Consider the following 22,539-nt stretch of genomic DNA (forward strand, 5'->3'; position numbering starts at 1 on the left):
ACCACGCAACCTCCCCCGCCTCGTCCGTCAACTCCTGCGGCGTGCCGATCTGATCACAATGGTAGTACGCCAGCGACTCAATATCCGCTGCCTCGTTCTCCCCATCCCCCAACACCGCCGGCCCCGTCACCCGCACCAGCGGCGTGAAACTCCCCGGCTCATACACGTAGTGCGTCGTCTCGCGCTTGTCCCACGACGTCTCGTACGCCAGCGTATCCCCGTCCCACCCGTACAACGTCAAGCCGTAGCCGTGCTCCTGCTTCAGCCGCCGCCGCTCCGCATCCCGCCAGCCACTGCCCGCGTTCATCAGATGCGGCACCCGTGGCTCCGTCAGCTTCGCGATACGCCGACCCAGCCCGTCGTACACATACCGCGCCTCCATGTGGCGGTTTGCCGCCGTCACCATCCGGCCAAGGCTATTCCACCCGAACTCCGTGCGCTCGCCGTTGCGCGTGCGCGTCGTCAGGTTCCCTTGCTTGTCGTATGTATAGTGCGTGCCGGCATATTCCTTCAGCAGGTTGTCCAGCAGCGGCGCGGCCGGCTTCCCGCCGAGCGCGCCAATCCCGTGCGCATCTCGCTCAGTCGCTTCCACGATATTGCTCGCGGGATCAAACGCGAACGTCTCCACACCCAGCGACGACTGCGCGCGCGTGAGCCGGCCGATCGGATCGTACGCATACTGGATCACGCCGCGCCGCATGTCGGCAATCTGGGTCAGTTGACTCGCCGCATCGTACTGGTAGCGGCGCTCCGCCACCTTGCCTCCCTTGCCCCGCAGCGTCTGTCGCGCAAGCCGGCCTGCTTCGTCGTACTGCGTCGCCTGCGTCAGCCCGTTGCCCAGTTCGCGCAGCGTCTCGCGGTGCGCGTCGTCTCGCTCGAAATTCGCGACGCTCCTGCCGTCGAGAACGAGGCCGTGCACATGCCCCGATCCATACGTCAGCCAGTCGAGCCGGCGACCATCCGGACGCGTGGTTGCGATCCGCGCACCCACCTCGTCGTACTCGTGCCGCCACGCGAACTCGTAGCGTTCGCGCTCGACCGTCAGGCTCAGGGTTTCGCGCTCAAGGTTGCCAACCGAGTCGTGGAAGCGTCGAACGGTCGACTGGCCGTTCTTCGCCTGCAGCAGCCTGCCCAGCCCGTCGTACTGGAACGACTCGCGCGCGACCTTCACCTCGCCCTGCGGCTTGAGGAATACCTGCCCCCGATCAGTGAATTGCGCCGGCCAGCCCTGACGTTCGGCAAGCCGTCCCATCGGGTCGTATTCGAATGCTTGCATGACGTCGCCATACAGGCGATTCGTCACGACTCCGCTACCTGAACGGCGGAAATACCGCGTCACGCGTTCGTCGAAGTCCGTCTCGCTGGCAAGGCGCCCGACGCTGTCGTAGCCGAACCGGTACTCTCGTCCATTCTCGTTGCGCAGCAGTGTGATCCGTCCCTGCCGATCCCAGCCGTACTCCAGTGCAGCGCCGTTGGCATCGATCCGCCTGGCCGGCAGACCGGCGCGCGTATAGCTGTAGCGCGTTGGCCGGTTCAGTGCATCGGTATGCGTCAACAGCCGTCCCTCGGCGTCGCGCTCGAACGTCTCGCGACTGCCGTCCGGATGTCTGACCCACGCAAGCTGGCCAGCCTCGTAGCCATACCGCGTCGCCTCGCCCGCCGGGCTCTGCTGCTGGACGAGCCGTCCGCGCGCGTCATATGTCCACGTCGAGGTCTTGCCCGAGCAGTCCGTGTAGCGCTCGATCTGCCCGTCGTCGCGCCACGCAATCCGCTTTGTCCCGCCCTTCGGGTCGGTAATCGCGATCGGCAGGCCTGCGCGGTCGTACTCGTACTTCGTCACTCGCCCGAGCGGATCGGTCGCCTCCGTCACACGCCCCTTGCTGTCGTAATACCGCTGCCAGCGATGACCTTCCGGGTCCTGCAAGCCGATCATGTCGCCACCGTGGTCATAGACGTAATACGCAGTGCGTCCGTCCTGCTGTGTATGCGACGTCAAATGCCCTGCGTCGTCCCACGTGAAAGATTCCTCGGTGCCGTCAGGGAACACGTGACGCGTCACATGCTTGGCGGCATCGCGAAAGAACCATTCTTCAGTCTCGTCCGGATACACGATCCGGTACACGTAGCCGTCGATGTCGTAGTACTGCTGCGTCGTATGACCTAGCGCGTCCGTTACGAAGGTCAGCCGCAACCGGTCGTGCCACGTCAGCCGCGTATCGAACGTGCCGTCGTCCGCCCATTCGCGCACTGCCTTCGCGTCCAGGTGCCTGCCGTCCCATTCGAGGTTCGTCCCGCGTCCGGTTCGGTCGGCGTAGCGGGTGATCAGGTGGTGAGAATAGGTGTAGCTCCACGACGCGTCGTTCTCATCGGCTGCTTCCACCAGATCGCCGGCTTCATCGTAGCGATAGCATGCAAGCGTGCGAATCACCGCCCCCGCATCGTCGACCAGTGTGATGCGCGTGATGCGGCCGGCCGCGTCGTGCGTCACCGTCGCGATAGTCCCGGCCGCATCGATCGTTGCGAGCAGGCCATTCGCCCACGTCAGCGTCACCGCATTGCCCGAGCGATCCTCGATCTTCGCGAGGACGAAGCGGGTGCCGCATCGTTCATAGGTCTCGATCAACTTTTCGTCACGCACGACGCGGAGCCGATCGACCGACTCGCGCGTGATCGTGCACGACTCGAGCGGGTCGTGATGCGGCTGGCTCGGTTTCAGGGCCGGATAGTCGATGCTGCGTCCCGACGCATCGTGATAGACAAACGCGTCGCCTTGCGCCTCGAACGTGACGTGATATGGCGATGTCCAGCGCGGACCGAGCGGACCCTGCTCGTCATGGGCACCGAAGTTCGAGCGATAGGTGCGCATCCATTCGATCGGCACGATGCCCGGCAGCACGAAATCGGTGTGCGCGAACGATTCGTCTCCGAGCGCCAGCCCGATCGCACCGCCCACCCGTGCAGGCGGCTGGCCGGTCTCGCACCGGCAGCCCGGACCGGGCTTGCGCGCGTTTGCCTCGCCGGAGATGCTCGTGATCTGTTGCCCGCCTTCCTTGCGCTTCGCCTGATTCGACCGGTGGCTGTCGATCGTCGCGAAGGCATGGCGCTTCACCTGAATCGCACGAATCAGGATATTGAGCAGGTACATCACCGTGCCGACGTCTTCGCCGGACAAGCCGTGAATCCGACGCTTGACCTCCGGAATGCTCGTGCGGATATCGGCGGCCAGCCCGCGAATCGCCGCCCTGGCTTGCGCCGGCGTCAGCGATACGAGCACGTTCGCTTCGGCGTTCATGCCGGCCTTGTACACGTCCCACACCGCGCCAAACAGGTCGTCCAGTGTTTCGATCGGGTCGTGCAGCAGCGCGCTGGCCGACACGCGCGCCACCTTCTGCCGGGCAGAGGCCAGATTCTCGCTGGGATCGGTCAAGCGTCCCGACGCCAACGCATCGAGCCCGTTCGCCAACTGTGTCAGGCGCTTCTCGGCCTCCTTGCCCGCTTCGTTCAGTAGTTCAGCGAGCCGGTTCTTCGCCTCCACGACGAACGGCTCGAGATCCCCCATCAACGTCGCCGTGAAGTGTCCCGCGATGCCCAGTCGGTCTCGAACGCCTGGCGCTGCACGTCACGCTTCGGGTAGCGGCCGCGGAACGCGCCGGCCAGCCGCTTGTCGACGGGATACGGGTACTTCGCAAGCACCGCGTTCGTGATCTCCACGACACTCATGTCCTGGAAGATCCGGCTGTCCTGCGTGAGCATCGCGCGGTACAGCCAAGGCCGCAGTTCGAGTTCGTACAGGATCGAGTGGCGGTCCTCGCCCGCGACGCGCGCCTCGGTAACCAGCGCCGTGATCTCCCGCGTGCCCGCGCCAACATTCCCGCTTCCGGCATTGCCCGCGAGACCAGGAATAAACCGCCCTTTGCCTTCGAGCTGGATCGACACGGTCACCTCGGTGCCGACGATCTTGTCCAGGTCGAGATTGGCCGTCACGCTCGGCGAGAACGCGAATGCGTCGTCCGTGCGCAGCGTGACGACATAGCGGCATGCGTCGAGACGGCCGATCGTCTCGGTGCCCTGTAGCCGCACCGGCGCAAACACCGGCAGAGCGTCAATGCCGTAGGTCGGCAGTGCCGCCCCCGAAATCGACAGCGTGCGGGCTTGATCGAGTGTCGGCATACCCAATCTCCCGTCTCTCATGCGCCGACCACGGTCGCACCGCAACCGGTCTTGTCGCCGTGATAACCCACGCGCCGGCCCCGGTGCGTACGCGGGCCGCTCGCCAGCAGCGGGAAAACACCACCGCATTTCGGGCAGATCACGCCGTGGCCGTCCAGCGATACGGCGATCCCAAGGTGCTTCAGTTCATCGGTCGCTTCGATGACCTTGCCGCCATGGTCGGTCACGTCGCCAAGACGGACCATGTCGCGACCCCGTGCGTCTCGCATGACGCCTACCTCGCAAGAGAAATGAAATTTTTCTCTTGTACCTAACTTCAAATCGACACGCAATTTTTGAGATTGATTTCCAGGTTTTTCAGCCCATTGAATCAATCAATCGCGAAGGTTGTCGTACTTATACGAGCCCTAACACGCAGATTCAGACAACTCCGGCCATGCTTGCTTCACCCCCTCGGCCTCACGCGTTTCGCCCGCACGATCGGATTCGATCGCGACGTCAGGCTCATCGCGCCGCGCAAGCGCTCGAACGCGACATCCTCCTTCAACCCGAAGCGGCCGACCGCCGGCCATGCGAGCGCTTCATCGAGCCACCTTCCCCATGCGTCGCCGTGAAAGCGGCGCGCGAATTCGCGCACCCTGTCCGGCGCGGCGATCACGATACCCGCCAGCAGGTAATACGCCCAGAAACTGCCCGCGCCGACGAGCCGGTCGAGCCGGCACACGGACACCGCCGCGAGCAGACCGTCCACCGACGCGAGATCGGCGCGCCGTTCGCGAATCGCGCGCGCAACGAGATTGTGCTGACCGCCGTACGCGGCGAAGGACATCCCCTTGCCGGCTGCAAGCGCCGCGCCGAACATCGCGAGCGCGGCCATCTCGTCGATGCGCGCGGCATCGTCGCGCGGCCCGCAGACGCGCAGCACGATCGCGTCGATGATCGCCCCTGGATGGGCCGACGGCTCCACGCAGGCCGCCGCGACGGCCGCGCGTCGTTCTCTCAGGTTCTTCGCGGGCGGCGCATCGCCGTTCTCGCGTTGTTCTCGTCCTGTGGGCTCGACACCATCATCGTCACCGCCAGGCTCGACGCCGCCGGCAATCCGTTCGAGCGCGGCCCAGCCATCGTTCGGATCGTCGAAGGCCCACGCGTCGACGAAGCCGTGCGCCGACTCGAATACCGCGCGCGATCCCCGGCAGCGTCGCTCGGCGTGCGCGAGCTGCCGCGCGTCGGGAACGTGCATGCATGCGCCGAGCGGATCGCTCACGTCGCACGCGCACCCGCCGCCGTCCGTTGCAATCCACGGCGCGAGTTCGTGCAGGACGGCGATCGCGTCGTGCGACAGGTTCACACCGGCTCGCACGCGTGCCGCGCGCGACGGCAGGACGGCCATTGTGCCGGCATCGTCCGTCGCCATGCAAACCGCTTCGTCCAGGTGTTCGATCAGGTACTGCAGCCACGCGGCCGTGCGCAGCCGGTCAGGCGTCGCACCGCGGGCATCGCCATACTTCGCTGGGTCGGTGAGCATGGGTGGTCCGGAATGGTTGTTTTGTGTCGGCCGAAGCAGGCGGCACAGTACGTCGCACCGCTCCCCCACATGGCCGCCCGCCTCGGATCGCGAAGCAGGCGGCGAGCCGGTCGTCGCGCCGATACGCGCGACGACGCGAATGCATCGCGAAACCGGAATGCCCGCCGCGCATCCCTGCACGGCCCTCGTCCATGGCGGGCGTCCGGCCTCGATCACGCGACGCTTATTGCACGTGGAACTTCGGCGACGTGGCGACCGTGCCGCTGACCGTGCAGTCCGGCGTCAGCACCGCGTTGTTGAACGTCAGCGACGAGTTCGGATCGCTCCACGTCGTCACGACCTTGCTCGGCCCGCAGGTGCCGAGCAGCGTCACGGTCACCTTCGCGTTGTTGATCGACAGCTGCGTCGTGCTGTCGGCCTGCCCCGTCCACGGCGCCGCGCTGGTCGCGCTGCCGCTGATCAGGCCGCACGTCGCGCCGCCCGCGAACGTCGTCGACGTGATGTTGACGATGCCGGTCGAGCTGATCGTGCCGTTGAACGTCGCGTTGCAACTCGCGTTGATCGCCCCCTTGGCCAGAACCGTGAGACCCGTCGCGGAGAACGGCTCCCCGTTCGGATTCATGGCCTGACCGTCGGCGCGCGACACGGTCACGGCGAAAGCAGGCGCGGCCGACACCGCGGTGAATGCCACTGCAGCAACAAGCGATACGATTTTGCGAATGCTCATTTGAACTGCCCCCTCTCTCTTCACAAATGGCGGCACGCCGCCAGGAACGCGACACGCCGGCCGGAGTGACCCGGCCGCTCGGTCGCAGGAAGCCGCCGGCGCGCGTGCTGCGCGCCGGACGGCTCAGAACTTGTAGGAAATCCCGACGAACGTGATCAACGGGTCCGCCTTCAGCCGCGTGCGCGTGGTCGCGAGCGTCGACCCGTCGGCGGCCTTGATCACGAGCGACGAGTAGGTCTTCAGCGGCATGTAGGTCAGCGTTGCCGTGAGCCCCCAGTGCTTGTCGATCGCATAGCTCGCGCCGACGTTGTAGACCGGCGTGAACGACGACGACGCCTTGCCCTCCACCGACGTCGGCCCCGGCTTGCCGGCGCCGGCCGCGAGCACGCTGCCGAGGTTCTCGTTGATGTCCTTCGCGAAGTTGCCGTTCAGTTCGATGTTGCTGAACCAGCTGTAGGCCACGCCGATCCCGACGAACGGACGGAACTTCGCGGTCGGTGCATTGAAGTAGTACTGCAGAATGATCGTCGGACTCCACTGCCGCGCGTTCTTCACGGCCGGCTGGTTCGACGGGTTGTCCATGTCGACGCTGCCGAGCGAGCCGGCCGGGCCCGGCGGCCGGATCACGCCGTGCCCGGTCAGCGTGAACTCGGGCGGCACGCCGAGCACCGACGTCACCGCGATGTGGTCGGTGAAGAAGTGCGTGAGCGTGAGGCCGACCGTATCGGCATTGTTGACCGTCAGGCTCGTGCCCGGCGACGTGAACGATCCGGGCAGCCGCAGCGGCCCGTTGATCGGCATGCTCGCGAGATTCGTCGTCAGCCCGTTGGTCGAATCCTGCGGCATGATGTGCAGCCAGCCCAGCGTCGCGACGTTGTCACCCGCCTGCTGGGCCGATGCGAGTGTCGACACGCCCGCGACGACCCCCGCGACAATCAGCTTCTTCATGAAGTCTCCCCCTCGTTCTGTCCGGGGCGCCGCGCTGCCGCGCGCGACGCCACCGTGTCTCCATCCATGCACGTTCACTGCACGAACGCGCCGACCGTGAAGTACGGATTGCTCGTATCGGCCATGTCGAGGAATCCGAACACGCCGCCGGTGAACACGAACTTGCCGGTCGCCGTCCCCGCCGCCGCATCCGCATGCACGGTCGTCACGACGCCCGGCACCTGCTGCGTGTAATCGAGGTTCAGCGCACGCGTGAGCGCGGCCTGCGACGCATTGAACGGATCGAGCAGCGTGGCCTGCGCGCCGACCAGTGCGGTCGCGCGGTAGTTGAATGCGCTGTCGACGCCCGTGTACTCGCCGTTCTGCGAGCCCGGCGCGATCGCCGTCCGCGGACTCAGGAACGAGATGCCCGATTCGTCGTCCGCGCTCGGCGGGCCCTGCGTGAGGTCCGCGTTCGCGGCACCGGTGCGGATGAAGATCGGCACGAGCTGGTTGCGCAGCTTGCCGACGATCATGATTCCCTTGCCGGCCTTCGCCGGATCGAGTGCGGCGAGCGTCGGCGGAAGCTGCGGCTGGTAGTTCGGCGACTGGAACGCCGGCGCATCGGCACGCAGCGTGAACGGCTGGTTCACGGTCGCGCTCGACGCTAGCGGCTGGCCGCCGTTCTTCTTCCCGAAGTTGTCGGTCTCGACGTAGCTGCCGTCCGCATGGATCGTCACCTGCTGGTCGAGCGCCACCGGCTGGAAGTTCTGCGACGGCACCTGGTGGTAGCCGAGCTGGTTGTATGTGCCGGCGATCTTCGACAGATCGGTTTCGAGCGACGAGAAGCTGATGAACGGGTAGTACGGGAACGTCGTCTTCGGAATCCTGCCCACGCCGATCACGCCATCGAACTGGATCGTCGCGCCCGGAATCGCGCCGCCCAGCACGCCTTCGCCGAGGAACAGGCGCGCCGGCCGGCTCGGGTCGAGGCTCGCGTTCCGCATCCGGAACGTGCACTGGTTCAGCTTCACGGTCGGCAGGCCGGTCTCGTCGGCCAGCGTGCCGTCGACGACGTTGGCCGGCGCCATGTCGCGCGTCGGCTGGACGGTACCGGTGGTCGTCGGCACCGGCGACGCGAGGTAGGTCATCCGGTACGTCATCTTCGTCGTGTCGAGCTGCACCTTCACGAGTTCGCCCGAGCCGGAGCCGCCGATGAACACCGTGTTGTAGTCGATGGTCTGCGGGCACAGCCGGACCACCGGCGCGGGCGGCGGGTCGCCGTCGCCGCCGCAGGCGACCAGCACGGGCGCGAGCGACGCCGCGGCCATCCAATGCTTCACATTCATAGGATTCCTCTTGAATTTCGATTCGCCGGCGGCGACGCATGCGCCGCCGGTGTTCCGTGTTCAGTCCACCGTTACTGGACGAACGCGCCGACCGTGAAGAACGGGTTGACCTTGTTGTTGCTGACGACCATCGCGTAGATGTTCCCGGCCGTCACGAGCCAGCCCGTGTCGCCCTTGCCGAAGATCGCCACGTTGCCGTTCGCTCCCTTCGCGTTGAAGTCCTGCGAGACGGTGACCTTGATCTTGCCGGGCGTGGCCTGCGTGTAGTCGAGCGCGAACTGCGACGTGACCGACGACGTCTGCGGGTCGATGAACGCCGCGGTGGCGCCCTGGAACAGCGTCGACGTGTAGTTCGCGGCCATCGTCGATACGGCGGTGCCGTCGTTGCAGCTGCCCGCTTCCGGCATGAAGAACGTGCCGTTGAACGTGCCGGGCAGATCCGGGTGCGGGATGTTCGGATTGAAGCTCGGGCCCGGCTGCGCGATGGAGTTCCCGACGCCGGTGGACGTCACGACGCCGCACGCCGACGCGCTGGTCGCGCCGATGTAGCCGCCCTTCAGGGAATTCGCGGCGATCGCGGTGGTCGACGACAGCATCGAGATCCCGACTTCGGCATCGGCGACCGATGCAAGTGCATTGCTCTCGTCGACATGGGTGTAGCCGACACGAATCACGATCGGCACCCGCACGCCGTTCAGCTTGCCGACAATCATGATGCCCTTCGCCTGGCTCGGCGTCAGGATCACGATGCCCGGCGCCGGTCCGGCAACCGGATACACGATCGTGCCGAACTGGTTCGCCACCGCATTGCTCACGAACACGTTGTCGGCCGATCCGTCGGCGTTCTTGCGCAGGGTCCACGGCGATCCGGTCGTCTGGCACGAGTAGTCGCTGCCTGGCGTGATCGTGCACGACCCGTCCGGATTGAACGTCTGGTTCCAGTTGACGACGTCCGGCTCCCAGCCGACGGCACCGTTCGCATCCTGCGCGGTACCGCCGACCGGCGACAGATGAATGCCGACTTCGTTGTAGTTGCCCGCGACCTTCGTGAAGTCGGTTTCCGTTTCGGTAAAGCCGATGAACGGATAGAAATCGAACGTGCGTGACGGCACCACGCCGAGCACGAAGCCGGGGAACGGTTCGAGGCCTTTGAACGCGATCGTCGCGCCCGGAATCCCGCCACCGACGACCCCGTTGCCGACGAACAGCATCGGCGGGTCCGCGCGATTGATCGTCACCGCATACGCGCCGTCGCTCGTCGCGCCGCTGTCGAGCACGAACGCGCAGCGGTTCTGCTCGGCGGTCGGCAGGTTGGTCGGATGATGGAACGCGCCGCTGATCGTCAGGCCCGCGCGCGTGTTGTTGACCTGCCCCGCCGACGTCGGCACCGACGATTCGATGAACTGCATCTGGTAGGTGAGCTTCGTCGTGTCGAACTTCACCTTCACGTATTCGCCGCTGCCGGAGCCGCCCGTGTAGGTCGTCGTGTAGTCGAGCGAATCAGGACACAGCTTCGTCACGACGGGCGGCGTCGTTTCGGCGCCGCTCGGCCCGCATGCGCTGCCCGAGCACTGCGGCACGTTGATCGGGCCCGGATCGTCGCCGCCGCCGCAACCGGCGACGAACGGCAGCGCCAGCACGGCGCACGACAGGATCGCCTTCCGCCATTCAGGAATGCAAAACATCAACCCCTCCTTTTGAGGTACGACAAGTCTCGTCCGGACGGGCTGCGTGGCCCGCCGGTTGGTATCGCGCCGTCGCGACGGCGCGCGGCGCATGACGATGCGCGCCATGCGCGCCGCGTTGCCGGTCAGGCAAATGCGATCAGGATCGCCGCGGCAGGCAAGCGCTATCCGGCGGCGCCGTCATGCGGCACGGCGCCATCGGTGAAATCGAAACGGAATGGGGTGCGTCGCTACAGCGACAACGCGATGCGATGACGCAGGCATTCGACTCGCGTCGCGCCCGCATCCGGCGAAAAGCAGGAAAACGGCAGTCCGGCTGGCCCCTCGGATAGGCCTCTCATGGTGTGGTCTCCATACGTACGCTTGATTCGTTATCGTGATGCGTCGTTGGTCGAGACTATGATCGGACGATACGCACAAGTAAATGGATGCAGAGTTCCAAACGCGCCGAACCGCGCGATCCTAGTGCGAGCAGGGTGTTTGACAATTTTTCAAACAGCCTTCAATTTATTTGCTCAGACAAATACCCGGGCGGTATAACGCGCGTTTGAATGACGGCGGTCAACCCGTGCGAGGCCCGGCGGACAGGCCTCCGGCGCCCGCACGCATGCCGCGGCGCCCCCTTACACGTCGATGATCGCGAGCGTGCCGTGGCTGCCCGGCAGCACCGCGTGACGCGTGCCGGCGATCGCGAGATACATCTGTCCGGCCTCGACCACGACCGTCTGCGCGTCGACCTCGAGTATCAGCCGGCCGTCGAGCACCAGCAGCCCTTCGTTGTAGTCGTGCACTTCCGCTTCGTACGGCTGCGCGTCCATGCGCAGCACCTTGATCCGGGCCGGCCCGACTTCGCCGACGATCGTGGATTTCCACGCGGCGGCCTGGGCGGCCGCGACGGACTTGAAATCGATCAGAGACATGCGCACCGCTCCGGGAACGTGGAAGGAACGCATTATCGCGAGCGCGCCGCACGCCGTCCCGGTACGGCGCGGCGTCGATCGGGCAGCACAGTCCGCCGGCCGCCCGCCGCGCGGTTGCACGCAAGCGCGATCGCCGTTCGATCGCCCGAAAACCGCGTGTATTGTTCACGCGATTCAAATAAAGCGCCGCCATATTGAGTGACGCCTGCTTATTTCACGCAAATCCCGCACCGGCATCACATGTCCTTTCCGCCGCAATGCATTTCCATCTTCCGATTGCTAATATGGCGGTCCTGCGATCCCGCACCACAACGCCGTTCGACATGACGCCCGTTCGCCATGCCGCCCCCGACACCGACCGCTTCGCCGCGGCCGCACCGGGCACGCGCGGCGCGCAGCGTCGAACCGACCGGCCGTGCCATCCGTGAGCATGCAACCGATCCTTTCCGTCTCGAACCTCTCCAAGACTTACGCGTCCGGCTTCCAGGCGCTGAAGCACGTGACTCTCGACATCCGCCCCGGCGAGATCTTCGCGCTGCTCGGGCCGAACGGCGCGGGCAAGACCACGCTGATCGGCTCGATCTGCGGCATCGTCACGCCAACCGAAGGCCGCGTGACGGTCGGCGGCCACGACATCCGCGATCAATACCGCGCCGCCCGCGAAATGATCGGCCTCGTGCCGCAGGAGCTGACGACCGACGCGTTCGAAACCGTCTGGGCGACCGTGTCGTTCAGCCGCGGCCTGTTCGGCAAGGCGCCCGATCCCGCGCACATCGAGAAGACGCTGAAGGCGCTGTCGCTGTGGGACAAGCGCGACAACAAGCTGATGACGCTGTCGGGCGGCATGAAGCGCCGCGTGATGATCGCGAAGGCGCTGTCGCACGAGCCGCGCATCCTGTTCCTCGACGAGCCGACGGCCGGCGTCGACGTCGAACTGCGCCGCGACATGTGGAAGCTGGTCGACTCGCTGCGCGAAAGCGGCGTGACGATCCTGCTGACCACGCACTACATCGAGGAAGCCGAGGAAATGGCCGACCGGATCGGCATCATCCTCGGCGGCGAGCTCGTGCTCGTCGAAGAGAAGCGCGAGCTGATGCGCAAGCTCGGCAAGAAGCAGCTGACCGTGCAGCTCGAGCATCCACTCGCGACCGTGCCGGCCGATCTTGCCGCGTTCGGGCTCGAACGCGCGGACGACGGCGCCGCGCTCGTCTATACCTACGACTCGCAGCGCGACGACGCGAGCATCGCGAAGCTGATCAACGCGCTCGGCTCGGCCGGCATCGGCTTTCGCGACCTGCATACGACGCAGAGCTCGCTCGAGGACATTTTCGTCAGCCTGATCGACAACCGCCGCAACGGCGCACAAGGGGCGTAACGCACATGGCGAACTGGAATTTCCACGGCATCCGCGCGATCTACCGCGCCGAAATGGCCCGCACGCGCCGCACGCTGATGCAGAGCATCATCGCGCCGGTGATCTCGACGTCGCTGTATTTCGTCGTGTTCGGCTCGGCGATCGGCTCGCGCATCAGCGACGTGAACGGGATCGGTTACGGGTCGTTCATCGTGCCGGGCCTCGTGATGCTGTCGCTGCTGTCGCAGAGCATCTCGAACGCGTCGTTCGGCATCTACTTCCCGCGCTTCACGGGCACGATCTACGAGATATTGTCCGCGCCCGTGTCGTACTGGGAGATCGTGATCGCGTACGTGGGCGCGGCCGCGTCGAAGTCATTGCTGCTCGGGCTCATCATCCTCGCGACGGCCGGCCTGTTCGTGCCGCTGCACATCCTGCATCCGTTCTGGATGGTGCTGTTCCTCGTGCTGACGTCGATCACCTTCAGCCTGTTCGGCTTCGTGATCGGCATCTGGGCCGACAGCTTCGAGAAGCTGCAGCTCGTGCCGCTCCTGATCATCACGCCGCTCACGTTCCTCGGCGGCAGCTTCTATTCGGTCGACATGCTGCCGCCCGCGTGGCGCATCGTCACGCTGTTCAACCCGATCGTCTATCTCATCAGCGGCTTCCGCTGGTCGTTCTACGGGCTGGCCGACGTGCACGTGGGGATCAGCCTCGCGGCGACCTCGCTGTTCCTCGCGATCCTGCTTGCAATCGTCGCGTGGATATTCCGCACCGGCTACAAGCTGAAGAACTGACGCGGCTCGGCCGCGGGGTCGCCCCGTTCGCGGATCCGGGGCAGCGCTGCTAGACTGAGTCGGAAGATCGACTGCTGCCGTTTGCCGCACCGCAACCCACGGTGCGCGGGCGGCGCGGCTCCCCCTTCCCTGCGCGAGGATCCCCGATGAGCGCCTCCCGAATCGACGCCGTCCGAGACGGCCTGTTTCGCGCCACGTCCTACGTCGACACGCTGAACCTGAGCTTCAGCCAGTTCTTCGTCCGATCGCCGCACGGCGACGTGCTGTGCGTCGAAACGGGCACCCGTTCCAATTTCACGCAACTGAGCGCGGCGCTCGACACCGTCGGCATCGCGCCGTCGATGGTCAGCAGCGTGATCGTCCCGCACTTCGAGGCCGACGAAATGGGCGCGCTGCCCGACTTCCTCGCGGTCAACCCGGCGCTCGTCGCGTACGGACATCCAATGTGTACATGGGGGCTCGCCGACGTGTTCGGCGTGCGCGCGATTCCGTTGAAGGACGGCGAGCCGACGACACTGTCGGGCATCGACGTCGTGCCGGTCTACACGAAGCACGTGCATCAGTGGGATGCGCTCGTCGTGTATCTGCCGGCGTACAAGGCACTGCTGTCGTCGGACATCCTGATGCGCTTCGGCAGGGAGGAGACCGACGACCCGCTGCCGGCGATCCTCGACGCGATCACGCGCTCGGACTACCTGCCGTCGCTCGCGCACCTGGCGAGCGCGCTGCGCCGCATCCAGGCGCTTGATCTCGACATCATCCTGCCGATGCATGGCCCGGCGATCACGCACGACATTCCGCGCGTGATCGCCGGTGTGATCGCCCATTGCGAGGCGGCCGCGGCATAGCGCACGCGCTGGTGCGTGCGGCCGCCGGCTGCCGGTCGCCGGTCAGACGCCGGTCACGACGAATTCGGCGGACGCCTTGCTCTGGATCGCGGCCATCACCGCGAGTTCGCGCTTGCTGCGCGGCTCGCCGGACACGACACCCGTCGCATGCTTCGCCTTCGCACCGAGCGGAAAGAACACGAACGACGCGCCGGCCGGCGCATCCGGCTCGGCCCGCAGGCGCTTGTTCAGAATCTTCAGGTACTTTTTCTTCGAGACTTCCTTCGTTGCCATGGCGCCCTCCACATGAACGTATTGCTGATCAGCATACCAGTTTTGACCGGCGGCTCCGGCGCGCCGCCGCACGATCGATCTGCACTGGAATCGGTCGTCTTGCGCGCCAGGCCGCGGCTGCCGTCCGCCGCGTCATCGGTCGTCAAGATTTTTTGCGCGCGATGTCGATTCGCGCGCTCGTCGCCCGTCGTAGTGTCGTAACCGATCGTTTTGCCGTCCGCACGGCCGGCCGATTGCGGATGCCCTCTTTCCCTTTCAAGGAGCAGCAACAATGCGCGTCATGGTGATCGTCAAGGCAACGGCCTCTTCCGAATCGGGCGCGATGCCCGATACCGAACTGCTGGCCGCGATGGGCCAGTACAACGAGGAGCTCGTGAAGGCCGGCGTGATGCTCGCCGGCGAAGGGCTGCACCCGAGTTCGCGCGGCAAGCGCGTGCATTTCTCCGGCAAGGACCGGACCGTCATCGACGGCCCGTTCGCCGAGACCAAGGAACTGATCGCCGGCTACTGGTTGTGGCAGGTGAATTCGATGGAAGAGGCCGTCGAATGGGTCAAGCGCTGCCCGAATCCGATGCCGACCGAATCGGACATCGAGATCCGCCAGATCTTCTCGCCCGAGGACTTCGGCGAGGCATTCACACCGGAGCTGCAGGAACAGGAAGCGCGGCTGCGCGCGGAGATGGAGGGCAAGCACGGCGCATGAGCCGGCTCGGCCGGGGCGCCGCCGCGGGATCGACGCGGGCGCCCCGGCCGAATCCTCCGAACAAATCGATTGACGGGAATTGACGGCGCCTCGCCGAGTAACGTATCGTTTTGCTACGTTACTTGGCGAGGCCTTGTCGTCATGCATTCCCGTTTCGACCGTTTTCGCGCGACGCCGCTCGGCGCGCAGCTCGAGGCGCTGATCGCGCAGCCCGAGCGCTATGCCGAATTCGCGGCGCTGTCGCGTGTCGGCGTCGCCGCGATCGGCGCGATCCAGCACGAGATCGCGCGCAAATTCCCCGAAATCGAAGCCGACACGACCGCCCGGCAATTCTGCGGCGCGATGGTCGCCGACGTGATGCGCCGCCACGGACACGACGTCGTGCAGGCACGCGGCCGGATCGGCGGCGCGCTGTTCAGCTACGGCGCGGTATTCAGCGCATATCCGCAGGTGCTGCCGTTCGCCGGCGTCGTCGCCGCCCTGGCCGCGGTGCCTGCGCGGATCGCCGCGTATGCCGCTAAGATTCCCGCCGCGCTCGTCACGCGCCGCCCGGCCGGCACGGGCTTCTCGCTGGTCGAACATGCATGCCACCTGCGCGACCTCGACGCGGTGTTCGCCGAACGCATCGATGTCGTGCGCACGCACGCGCTTCCGGTGATCGCGTCCGTCGACGGGACCGCGCTCGCCGCGCAGCGCGACTATCTGGCACAGCCGCTCGACGACGCGCTCGCGGCATTCCGCACCGGACGCGCCGCGCTGTGCGCGACGGCCGCCGCGCTGCAACCGCCGGAACTCTCGCGCTGCGGATTGCGCGACGGCATCCGCCGGATGTCGCTCGACGAACTCGTGCGCGAACTGCTCGACCACGACCGCACGCACGTGCTCGAGCTCGACGAACTGCTCGCCGAACTCGAATTGCCGCCCCTTCCCTCATCGAACGCCCAATGAGCCAGTCAACCACCCCCGTCGTCTTCATCCACGGTTTCATCGGCACGTTCGACGTGCCCGAATGGCCCGGCCCGCATCTCGCCCCCGACCTGCTCGGCTATGGCATCCATCGCGGCACGCCGTTCGACGCAATCACGCTCGCCGCGCAGGTCGAGCATCTGCGGCAGGCCGTCGACACGCACTACGGCGCGCAGCCGGTCGATATCGTCGGTCACTCGGTCGGCGGCGCGATCGCGATGCTGTTCGCCCATGCGCATCCGGCGCACGTGCGCCGGATCGTCAACGTCGAAGGCAACTTCACGCTCGACGATGCGTTCTGGTCGGCGTCGATCGGCCGCATGTCGCCCGCGCAAGCCGATGCGATGCTCGACGGCCTGCGCGGCGATCCGCCCGGCTGGCTGCGCGGCGCGATCGACGATCCGTCGCCGCGCCAGCTCGACGACGCGCGCCGCTGGCTCGCGCATCAGCCGGCGTCGACGCTGCGCGCGATGGGACACTCGGTCGTCGCGACGACGGGCGAACCCGGCTACCTGCAAGCGCTCGCTGAAGTATTCGAGCGCCATCCGGTGTGGCTCGTCGCGGGCGAACGCTCGCGGGCGGGCTGGCATGTGCCGGACTGGGCGCTCGCGCGCTGTGCCGGTTTCGACACGATCGGCGGCTGCGGGCATCTGATACCGGCCGAGCAGCCCGCCGCGTTCCGGGAGGCGCTCGCGCGCCGTCTCGGCTGACGCGTGCGGCCGCCAGGCTGCGCGCCGGCCACCTGACAACTCGTAGGATTCGCCGAAATTTGGCTGAAAGGCGCGGTTGCTAGAGTCAACCAACAGGGTTTTCCCGATGCCCGACTGCCGAACGGAAACGACACATGCGAGGCTCCATGGACCTGGTACGCACGTTCTGGCTACTGCTGCTGCTCGCCGTCGCGGGCCCGGCCCTCGCCTTTCAGTCGCGGGTCGTCGCGATCCCGAGCGCGGCGATGAACCAGACGCTGAAGGCGACCGTCGTGCTGCCCGACGACTATGCACGCCTCCACCACGGCCCGGAACGCAGCGTCGAGCGCTTTCCGGTCGTCTACCTGCTGCACGGCTCCGGCGGTGACCACACCGACTGGACCGCGAACACGCGAATCGCCGCGCTGGCCGATCGCTATCACGTGATCCTGGTGATGCCCGACGGCGGACACGAAAGCTGGTACATCGACAGCCCGTTCGACTCGGGCAGCCGCTACGAAACCTTCGTCGGCGACGAAGTCGTGTCCTATGTCGACACCCATTTCAGAACGATCGCTGCCAAGGGCGCGCGCGCGATCACCGGGCTCAGCATGGGCGGTTTCGGCTCCCTGCGCATCGCGCTCGACCGGCCCGACACGTTCGGCGCGGTCGGCAGCATCAGCGGCGCGGTCGATCCGCGCTGCTGCGAAGACGAGCCCGGCATCGACCACGTGTTCGGCGATCCCGGCCGCCATCCGTCGTTCTGGAATCGCAACGCGATCGTCGAAAGCGCGCGCGCGTTCGTCCGGGCGCATCTCGACCTGACGATCGACTGCGGCCGCGACGACTCGTTCGTCGGCTCGAACCGCACGCTGCATCAACGACTCGTCGCACTCGGTGTGCCGCATGACTATGCCGAGCGTCCAGGCGGTCACACGTGGGACTACTGGGCGCATGCGATCCGCTACCAGATGCAGTTCTTCGCGACGTCGTTCCAGCACGGCGGCTACGCGTAGGATCCGCACACCCGCGTCGCGCGCCGCGCCCGGCGTGACGCGCGCCGCACTGCCGGCCCTTACGCCGCCGCATCGCGCGACGGGCCCGATGGTAGGATGCGCAGGCATCGACCACCCGACTTCCTCCATGCCGCGCGACAACTTTGCGGACCTGCTGGCCTTCATCGCCGTCGCGCGCGAGCGCAGCTTCACGCGTGCGGCCGCCCGGCTCGGCGTGTCGCAATCCGCACTCAGCCATACGATCCGCTCGCTCGAGACGCGTCTCGGCGTGCGATTGCTCATGCGCACGACGCGCAGTGTGGCGCCGACCGAAGCCGGCGAGCGCCTGTTGCTCAACCTCGCGCCGCGCTTCGACGAAATCGAGGCCGAACTGTCCGCGCTCGCCGAGCTGCGCGACAAACCGGCCGGCACCGTGCGCATCAACGCGACCGACTACGTGATCCGCACGCTGCTGTGGCCGAAGCTGTCGCCGATCCTGCGCGACTACCGCGACCTGAAGGTCGAGTTCGTGACCGACTACGGGCTGTCGGACATCGTCGCGGAACGCTTCGACATCGGCGTGCGGCTTGGCGACCAGGTCGCGAAGGACATGATCGCGGTCCGTATCTCGCCCGACCTGAAAATGGCGATCGTCGGCGCGCCCGCGTATTTCGAGGAACGCGAACGGCCCGCGACGCCGCAGGATCTCGTCGCGCACGACTGCATCAACCTGCGCCTGCCGACGCACGGCGCGCTGTACGCGTGGGAACTCGCGCGCGGCGACGACACGCTGCAGGTGCGTGTCGACGGCCAGGTCACGTTCAACGGCACCTACGAAATACTCGATGCGGCGCTCGCCGGCTACGGCCTGGCCTACGTGCCGGCCGAACTCGCCGCGCCGCACGTCGCCGCCGGCAGGCTCGTCAGCGTGCTCGACGACTGGTGTCCGACGTTTCCGGGCCATCATCTGTACTACGCGAGCCGACGGCAATCGTCGCGCGCGTTCGCGCTGATCGTCGACGCGCTGCGCCACTCCGGCCATTCATGAGCCGGTTCGATAAGTGCATGCGCATTCCTGGGGATTATCGATAAGCGCGTCGGTGGCTACCATCGTCGATGTCTTCCACGTCCTCCGGAGCCCTCGATGTCCGAACCGACTTCCGCCGCGCGCCAGGCCTTCGGCGCGATCGCGCCGGCCCTCGCCGACTACACCGACAACGTGCTGTTCGGCGACGTGTGGCAGCGCCCCGGCCTGTCGCCGCGCGATCGCAGCCTGATCACGGTCGCGAGCCTCGTTGCACTGTATCGCGTGAACGAGTTGCCGTTCCATCTGAAGAAGGCGCTCGACAACGGCATCACGCGCGACGAGTTGATCGAAGCGATCACGCACCTCGCGTTCTACTCGGGCTGGCCGACCGCGAGCTCGGCGTTGCCGATCGCGAAGCGCGTGTTCGACGAAGCAGGCGTGTGAGCGCCGCATCCGACCCGCGCGTCGATTCAATCGACTTCAACCGACGCGGGCGCTCGCCCGCATGGAGCCTCACCATGGATTACCGCTATCTCGGGCGCAGCGCGCTGAAAGTGTCGCCGCTGTGTCTCGGCGCGATGATGTTCGGCGGCGAGACCGACGAAGCGACATCGACGCGCATCATCGACAAGGCATTCGACCAGGGCATCAACTTCATCGACACGGCCGACGTGTATCACGCCGGACGCTCGGAAGAAATCGTCGGCCGAGCGATCGCGCGGCATCGCGACAGTTGGGTCGTCGCGACGAAGTTCGGCTTTCCGGCCGGACCGGACGCCGGGCCGAATCGTCAGGGCCAGTCGCGCAAATGGATCTACGAATCGGTCGACGCGAGCCTGAAACGGCTTGGCACCGATTACATCGACATCCTGTATTTCCATCGCACGCTGACCGATGCGCCGCTCGAGGAAGGGATGCGTGCGGTGGCCGACCTGATCCGGCAGGGCAAGGTGCGCTATGTGGGACTGTCGAACTTCAAGGGCTGGCGCCTCGCCGAAATCGTGCGCCTCGCCGACCAGCTCGGCATCGATCGTCCGGTGGCGAGCGAACCGCTGTACAACCTCGTCGATCGCACGGCCGAAGTCGAACAGTTGCCGGCGGCCGCGCATTACGGCATCGGTGTCGTCCCGTACAGCCCGCTCGCGCGCGGCGTGCTGACCGGCAAGTACGCGCCGGGCGCGCAACCGCCCGCCGATTCACGCGCGGGCCGCGGCGACCGGCGCATCCAGCAGACGGAATGGCGGCCCGAGTCGCTGCACATCGCGCGGCAGGTGGCCGAGCACGCGGCCGCGCGCGGCACGACGTCGGTCGCGTTCGCGCTTGCCTGGGTGATGAAGAACCGGATCGTCAGCTCGACGATCGCCGGCCCGCGCACCGAGGCGCACTGGGACAGCTACATCGATGCGCTGACGCTCGAACTCGGCCCCGACGACGAGCGCTTCGTCGATTCGCTGGTGCCGCCGGGACATGCGTCGACGCACGGTTATACGGATCCCGGCTATCCGGTCGAAGGGCGGAAGGTGTGATGTTCGTCTGCTGAAGCCGGATACACGCTGCCCGCCGGCATGACGCGACGGGAGCGATGGCGGGTTCGCGGAGGATCAATGACTGACATGCCGGATGCTATCGCCCGGCAAGTTGGGACGTCGTCGGTACGTCGGTATGTCGGCGCGCCGGGCGTCGAGCGACGCGGCAAAAAACAAAACGAAAAACGACAGCGGCGGAAGTGAAAGCAGAAGCCGCGAATTCAGTTGTCGTGCGCCGCGTCGGCGCTCACCACGCGATCGAAGAATTCCTGCGCACGCGCCAGCTCGTCAAGCGCGCGATCGAGGCGCGACATCGCAAGTGCATATTCGGCCGACGAGATGTCGTCGTCGCTATCCCCGCGCACGGCGCGAAACGCCTGGTCGACGTTGCGCGTCGCTTCGACGAAGCGTTGCGCGGCCCGGGCTTCCCGCGAACAGATGTGGGTCGACATCGACACTTCTCCCTCAGGGTTGCGGTGTGAAGCAAGCCGACGCCCAGTGTGCGTGGTGCGCATGTCGGCGGCGTGAACGACGGCAAGCAGCTTGTCGACGCACGGCCATCGCGTGGCACGCTTCGTGGCGATTGTCGCTCCACACTCGCCGATCCGCCATGGCGAGATTGCAACAAATTCTTGCGCGCGCCGAGATGGCGACAACCCTCATGCGTGTCGTTGCACGCGCATTCAGTTGCCCTGCTTCGCGTCACGCGCCGCGCATGAGCGGCGCGAACGTCATGCGCGCCCGATGCGCGGATGCGCGAGACCGCCGAATGCGGCCGCTTCGCCGGGCGACAGATCGAACAGATCGCCGGTGGGCTCGCGCGGATGCTCGGCCGCTGGCCGGCTGCGCAGTCGAGCGACATGCGTGGGCGCGACGTAGGCGGCCGCCGTTTCGAGCGGCGGCACGTCGAACAGGTCGCGCGTGACGCCGCGCACGGCATCCGTCGGCGACTTTCCGCGCAATCGCGCGACCAGTTCGACGAATCGGTCGAAATCGCCGGCGCGCGTCGCCTTGTTCACCTCGGCGAGATCGCGCGCCTTCAGCACGCACGGCTGCGCGAGCCGCACGAAATACGGCGCCTCGAGTTCGACCGACAGCGCGAGCGGATAGCTCTTGCCGGTTTGTTCCTTCGCACGCCCGATGCAGTCGACCACGGCCGCGCCCTGCGCGACGCCGAGCGGCTGGCCCGTGCTCACGCTGCGCAGGTGATCGGGGAACACGCGCAGTTGCGTGCCGACCGTCAGCGCGGTGGACGATGCGCAGACGAGCGCGTAGTGCTGTTCGCGACGCCGGCCCGACGGCAGCGTCGAACGGCTCGCGATGAACGTGTGCGGCGGCAGCGGCCGCACCTGGCCGCTGGCGTCGACCCACGCATTCCATAACAGCGCGTCCTCGCGCCTGCGCTCGCCCGGCCGCGTGCGCGACGCGACCGGCGAAAACAGCGCGAGCAGCGAGCCCGTGCGATGCGCGGCGACTTGCGCGCCGCTGCCGAGCGGCTGGTTGATGCCCCACAGAAAACGCCCGCCTCCGAGCCGGCGCTCCCATTCCTTGCGGAGCACGACGGTCGGCAGTTCCTCGCCGGACTCGGTACCGATCTTCGCCCAGCAGAACGTGGGAGGGAGGTGTTTCAGTGTCATCAACTTTCTCGGGATACAGCCTCGCTGGTGACAGCAAGCCCATTCAGCAACCGTAACTGTATAGGTATAATGCATCGCATGGAAGCCCCGGATCACGATTTTCCTGTACAAGACCTGTTACGCCGTCTGATGGCGGACACACGCTCGTCCAGCGAAATTGCGCGGCTTTCCGGGGTCAGCCAGCCGACCGTGTCGCGCCTGCGGCTGTCGAACGGGCATCGGCTGCGGCGCAGCGCGCCATTCAACAAGCTATGCAGTTTCTACGGTGTCGATACCGGCCCGGCGCGCCGCCGCTACAACGACCTGCTGCGCGACGCGATCGTCGACGCGTGGGACGGCTCCGACGAGCACGGGCGCGCGCTGCTGGTCGTGATTCAGGGGTTGAAGGATCTGCAGGCGAAGGCCGACGACGGGTAACGGC

The 22,539-nt window shown here is 66.5% G+C and carries 22 protein-coding genes and 1 pseudogene; 11 read left to right on the plus strand and 12 right to left on the minus strand.

The window, feature by feature from the left end; all coding sequences use genetic code 11:
* The 9 genes and pseudogenes from DIE23_RS30915 to DIE23_RS30955 all read right to left on the minus strand — a co-directional run.
* Positions 1–3,559: DUF6531 domain-containing protein (locus DIE23_RS30915; RefSeq protein ID WP_148093480.1), on the minus strand; the 3,559-nt coding region annotated here is incomplete at its 3' end.
* Positions 3,560–3,585: 26 nt separating this feature from the next.
* Positions 3,586–4,170 (minus strand): annotated as a pseudogene (locus tag DIE23_RS30920) (contractile injection system protein, VgrG/Pvc8 family); the annotation flags it as partial.
* Between the two features lie 17 nt (positions 4,171–4,187).
* Positions 4,188–4,439 (minus strand): PAAR domain-containing protein, encoded by a 252-nt coding sequence (locus tag DIE23_RS30925; protein ID WP_124615674.1) that lies wholly within the window; start codon positions 4,437–4,439, stop codon positions 4,188–4,190.
* Between the two features lie 176 nt (positions 4,440–4,615).
* Entirely contained in the window at positions 4,616–5,695 is a 1,080-nt protein-coding gene (locus tag DIE23_RS30930; protein ID WP_124615596.1) for a hypothetical protein, read from the minus strand.
* Between the two features lie 223 nt (positions 5,696–5,918).
* A complete protein-coding gene (locus DIE23_RS30935; RefSeq protein ID WP_124615597.1) occupies positions 5,919–6,422 on the minus strand; it encodes an activator protein in 504 nt (167 codons plus the stop codon).
* Between the two features lie 123 nt (positions 6,423–6,545).
* Positions 6,546–7,370: an OmpW family protein gene (locus tag DIE23_RS30940; protein WP_124615598.1), complete on the minus strand. Its 825-nt coding sequence runs from the start codon at positions 7,368–7,370 to the stop codon at positions 6,546–6,548.
* Between the two features lie 74 nt (positions 7,371–7,444).
* On the minus strand, positions 7,445–8,698 hold the full coding sequence (locus DIE23_RS30945) for a DUF2957 domain-containing protein (protein WP_124615599.1): 1,254 nt from the start codon (positions 8,696–8,698) through the stop codon (positions 7,445–7,447).
* 71 nt (positions 8,699–8,769) lie between these two features.
* On the minus strand, positions 8,770–10,383 hold the full coding sequence (locus tag DIE23_RS30950) for a DUF2957 domain-containing protein (protein ID WP_124615600.1): 1,614 nt from the start codon (positions 10,381–10,383) through the stop codon (positions 8,770–8,772).
* Between the two features lie 623 nt (positions 10,384–11,006).
* Positions 11,007–11,303: a cupin domain-containing protein gene (locus DIE23_RS30955; RefSeq protein WP_124615601.1), complete on the minus strand. Its 297-nt coding sequence runs from the start codon at positions 11,301–11,303 to the stop codon at positions 11,007–11,009.
* 430 nt (positions 11,304–11,733) lie between these two features.
* Between DIE23_RS30955 and DIE23_RS30965 the strand changes: the two genes are divergently transcribed.
* The 3 genes from DIE23_RS30965 to DIE23_RS30975 all read left to right on the plus strand — a co-directional run bounded on the left by DIE23_RS30965 (position 11,734) and on the right by DIE23_RS30975 (position 14,302).
* On the plus strand, positions 11,734–12,678 hold the full coding sequence (locus DIE23_RS30965; protein WP_124615602.1) for an ABC transporter ATP-binding protein: 945 nt from the start codon (positions 11,734–11,736) through the stop codon (positions 12,676–12,678).
* 5 nt (positions 12,679–12,683) lie between these two features.
* Entirely contained in the window at positions 12,684–13,454 is a 771-nt protein-coding gene (locus DIE23_RS30970; protein WP_124615603.1) for an ABC transporter permease, read from the plus strand.
* A gap of 146 nt (positions 13,455–13,600) precedes the next feature.
* Positions 13,601–14,302: an MBL fold metallo-hydrolase gene (locus DIE23_RS30975; protein ID WP_124615604.1), complete on the plus strand. Its 702-nt coding sequence runs from the start codon at positions 13,601–13,603 to the stop codon at positions 14,300–14,302.
* A 42-nt stretch (positions 14,303–14,344) separates the two neighbouring features.
* Here the strand turns inward: DIE23_RS30975 and DIE23_RS30980 are convergent, their stop codons facing one another.
* On the minus strand, positions 14,345–14,575 hold the full coding sequence (locus DIE23_RS30980) for a hypothetical protein (RefSeq protein WP_124615605.1): 231 nt from the start codon (positions 14,573–14,575) through the stop codon (positions 14,345–14,347).
* 271 nt (positions 14,576–14,846) lie between these two features.
* Between DIE23_RS30980 and DIE23_RS30990 the strand changes: the two genes are divergently transcribed.
* The 7 genes from DIE23_RS30990 to DIE23_RS31020 all read left to right on the plus strand — a co-directional run bounded on the left by DIE23_RS30990 (position 14,847) and on the right by DIE23_RS31020 (position 20,481).
* On the plus strand, positions 14,847–15,278 hold the full coding sequence (locus DIE23_RS30990) for a YciI family protein (RefSeq protein ID WP_124615607.1): 432 nt from the start codon (positions 14,847–14,849) through the stop codon (positions 15,276–15,278).
* 141 nt (positions 15,279–15,419) lie between these two features.
* Positions 15,420–16,226, plus strand: coding sequence for a DinB family protein (locus tag DIE23_RS30995; protein WP_124615608.1), 807 nt, complete (start codon positions 15,420–15,422; stop codon positions 16,224–16,226).
* Entirely contained in the window at positions 16,223–16,954 is a 732-nt protein-coding gene (locus tag DIE23_RS31000; protein WP_124615609.1) for an alpha/beta fold hydrolase, read from the plus strand. Before DIE23_RS30995 ends, DIE23_RS31000 begins: the two co-directional genes overlap by 4 nt.
* 146 nt (positions 16,955–17,100) lie before the next feature.
* Positions 17,101–17,949, plus strand: coding sequence for an alpha/beta hydrolase family protein (locus tag DIE23_RS31005; RefSeq protein WP_185646572.1), 849 nt, complete (start codon positions 17,101–17,103; stop codon positions 17,947–17,949).
* A 127-nt stretch (positions 17,950–18,076) separates the two neighbouring features.
* Positions 18,077–18,976: a LysR family transcriptional regulator gene (locus tag DIE23_RS31010; RefSeq protein ID WP_124615611.1), complete on the plus strand. Its 900-nt coding sequence runs from the start codon at positions 18,077–18,079 to the stop codon at positions 18,974–18,976.
* A gap of 96 nt (positions 18,977–19,072) precedes the next feature.
* A complete protein-coding gene (locus tag DIE23_RS31015; protein ID WP_059466882.1) occupies positions 19,073–19,399 on the plus strand; it encodes a carboxymuconolactone decarboxylase family protein in 327 nt (108 codons plus the stop codon).
* Positions 19,400–19,473: 74 nt separating this feature from the next.
* Positions 19,474–20,481, plus strand: a complete 1,008-nt coding sequence (locus DIE23_RS31020; RefSeq protein WP_124615612.1) for an aldo/keto reductase — start codon at positions 19,474–19,476, stop codon at positions 20,479–20,481.
* A gap of 221 nt (positions 20,482–20,702) precedes the next feature.
* On the opposite strand, the gene DIE23_RS31025 is transcribed toward DIE23_RS31020, so the two are convergent.
* Together DIE23_RS31025 and DIE23_RS31035 are read right to left on the minus strand one after the other, a co-directional pair.
* The gene (locus tag DIE23_RS31025) at positions 20,703–20,933 is read right to left on the minus strand and encodes a hypothetical protein (protein WP_124615613.1); all 231 of its coding nucleotides are present in this window, start codon (positions 20,931–20,933) and stop codon (positions 20,703–20,705) included.
* Positions 20,934–21,212: 279 nt separating this feature from the next.
* Positions 21,213–22,118 carry a hypothetical protein gene (locus DIE23_RS31035; protein WP_124615615.1) on the minus strand — a complete coding sequence of 302 codons (906 nt, stop codon included), beginning with the start codon at positions 22,116–22,118 and terminating at the stop codon, positions 21,213–21,215.
* A gap of 78 nt (positions 22,119–22,196) precedes the next feature.
* Between DIE23_RS31035 and DIE23_RS31040 the strand changes: the two genes are divergently transcribed.
* Positions 22,197–22,535, plus strand: a complete 339-nt coding sequence (locus tag DIE23_RS31040; protein WP_044844401.1) for a helix-turn-helix transcriptional regulator — start codon at positions 22,197–22,199, stop codon at positions 22,533–22,535.
* Positions 22,536–22,539: the final 4 nt, after the last annotated feature.

The organism is Burkholderia sp. Bp9143, from assembly GCF_003853645.1.
GTDB lineage: Bacteria > Pseudomonadota > Gammaproteobacteria > Burkholderiales > Burkholderiaceae > Burkholderia.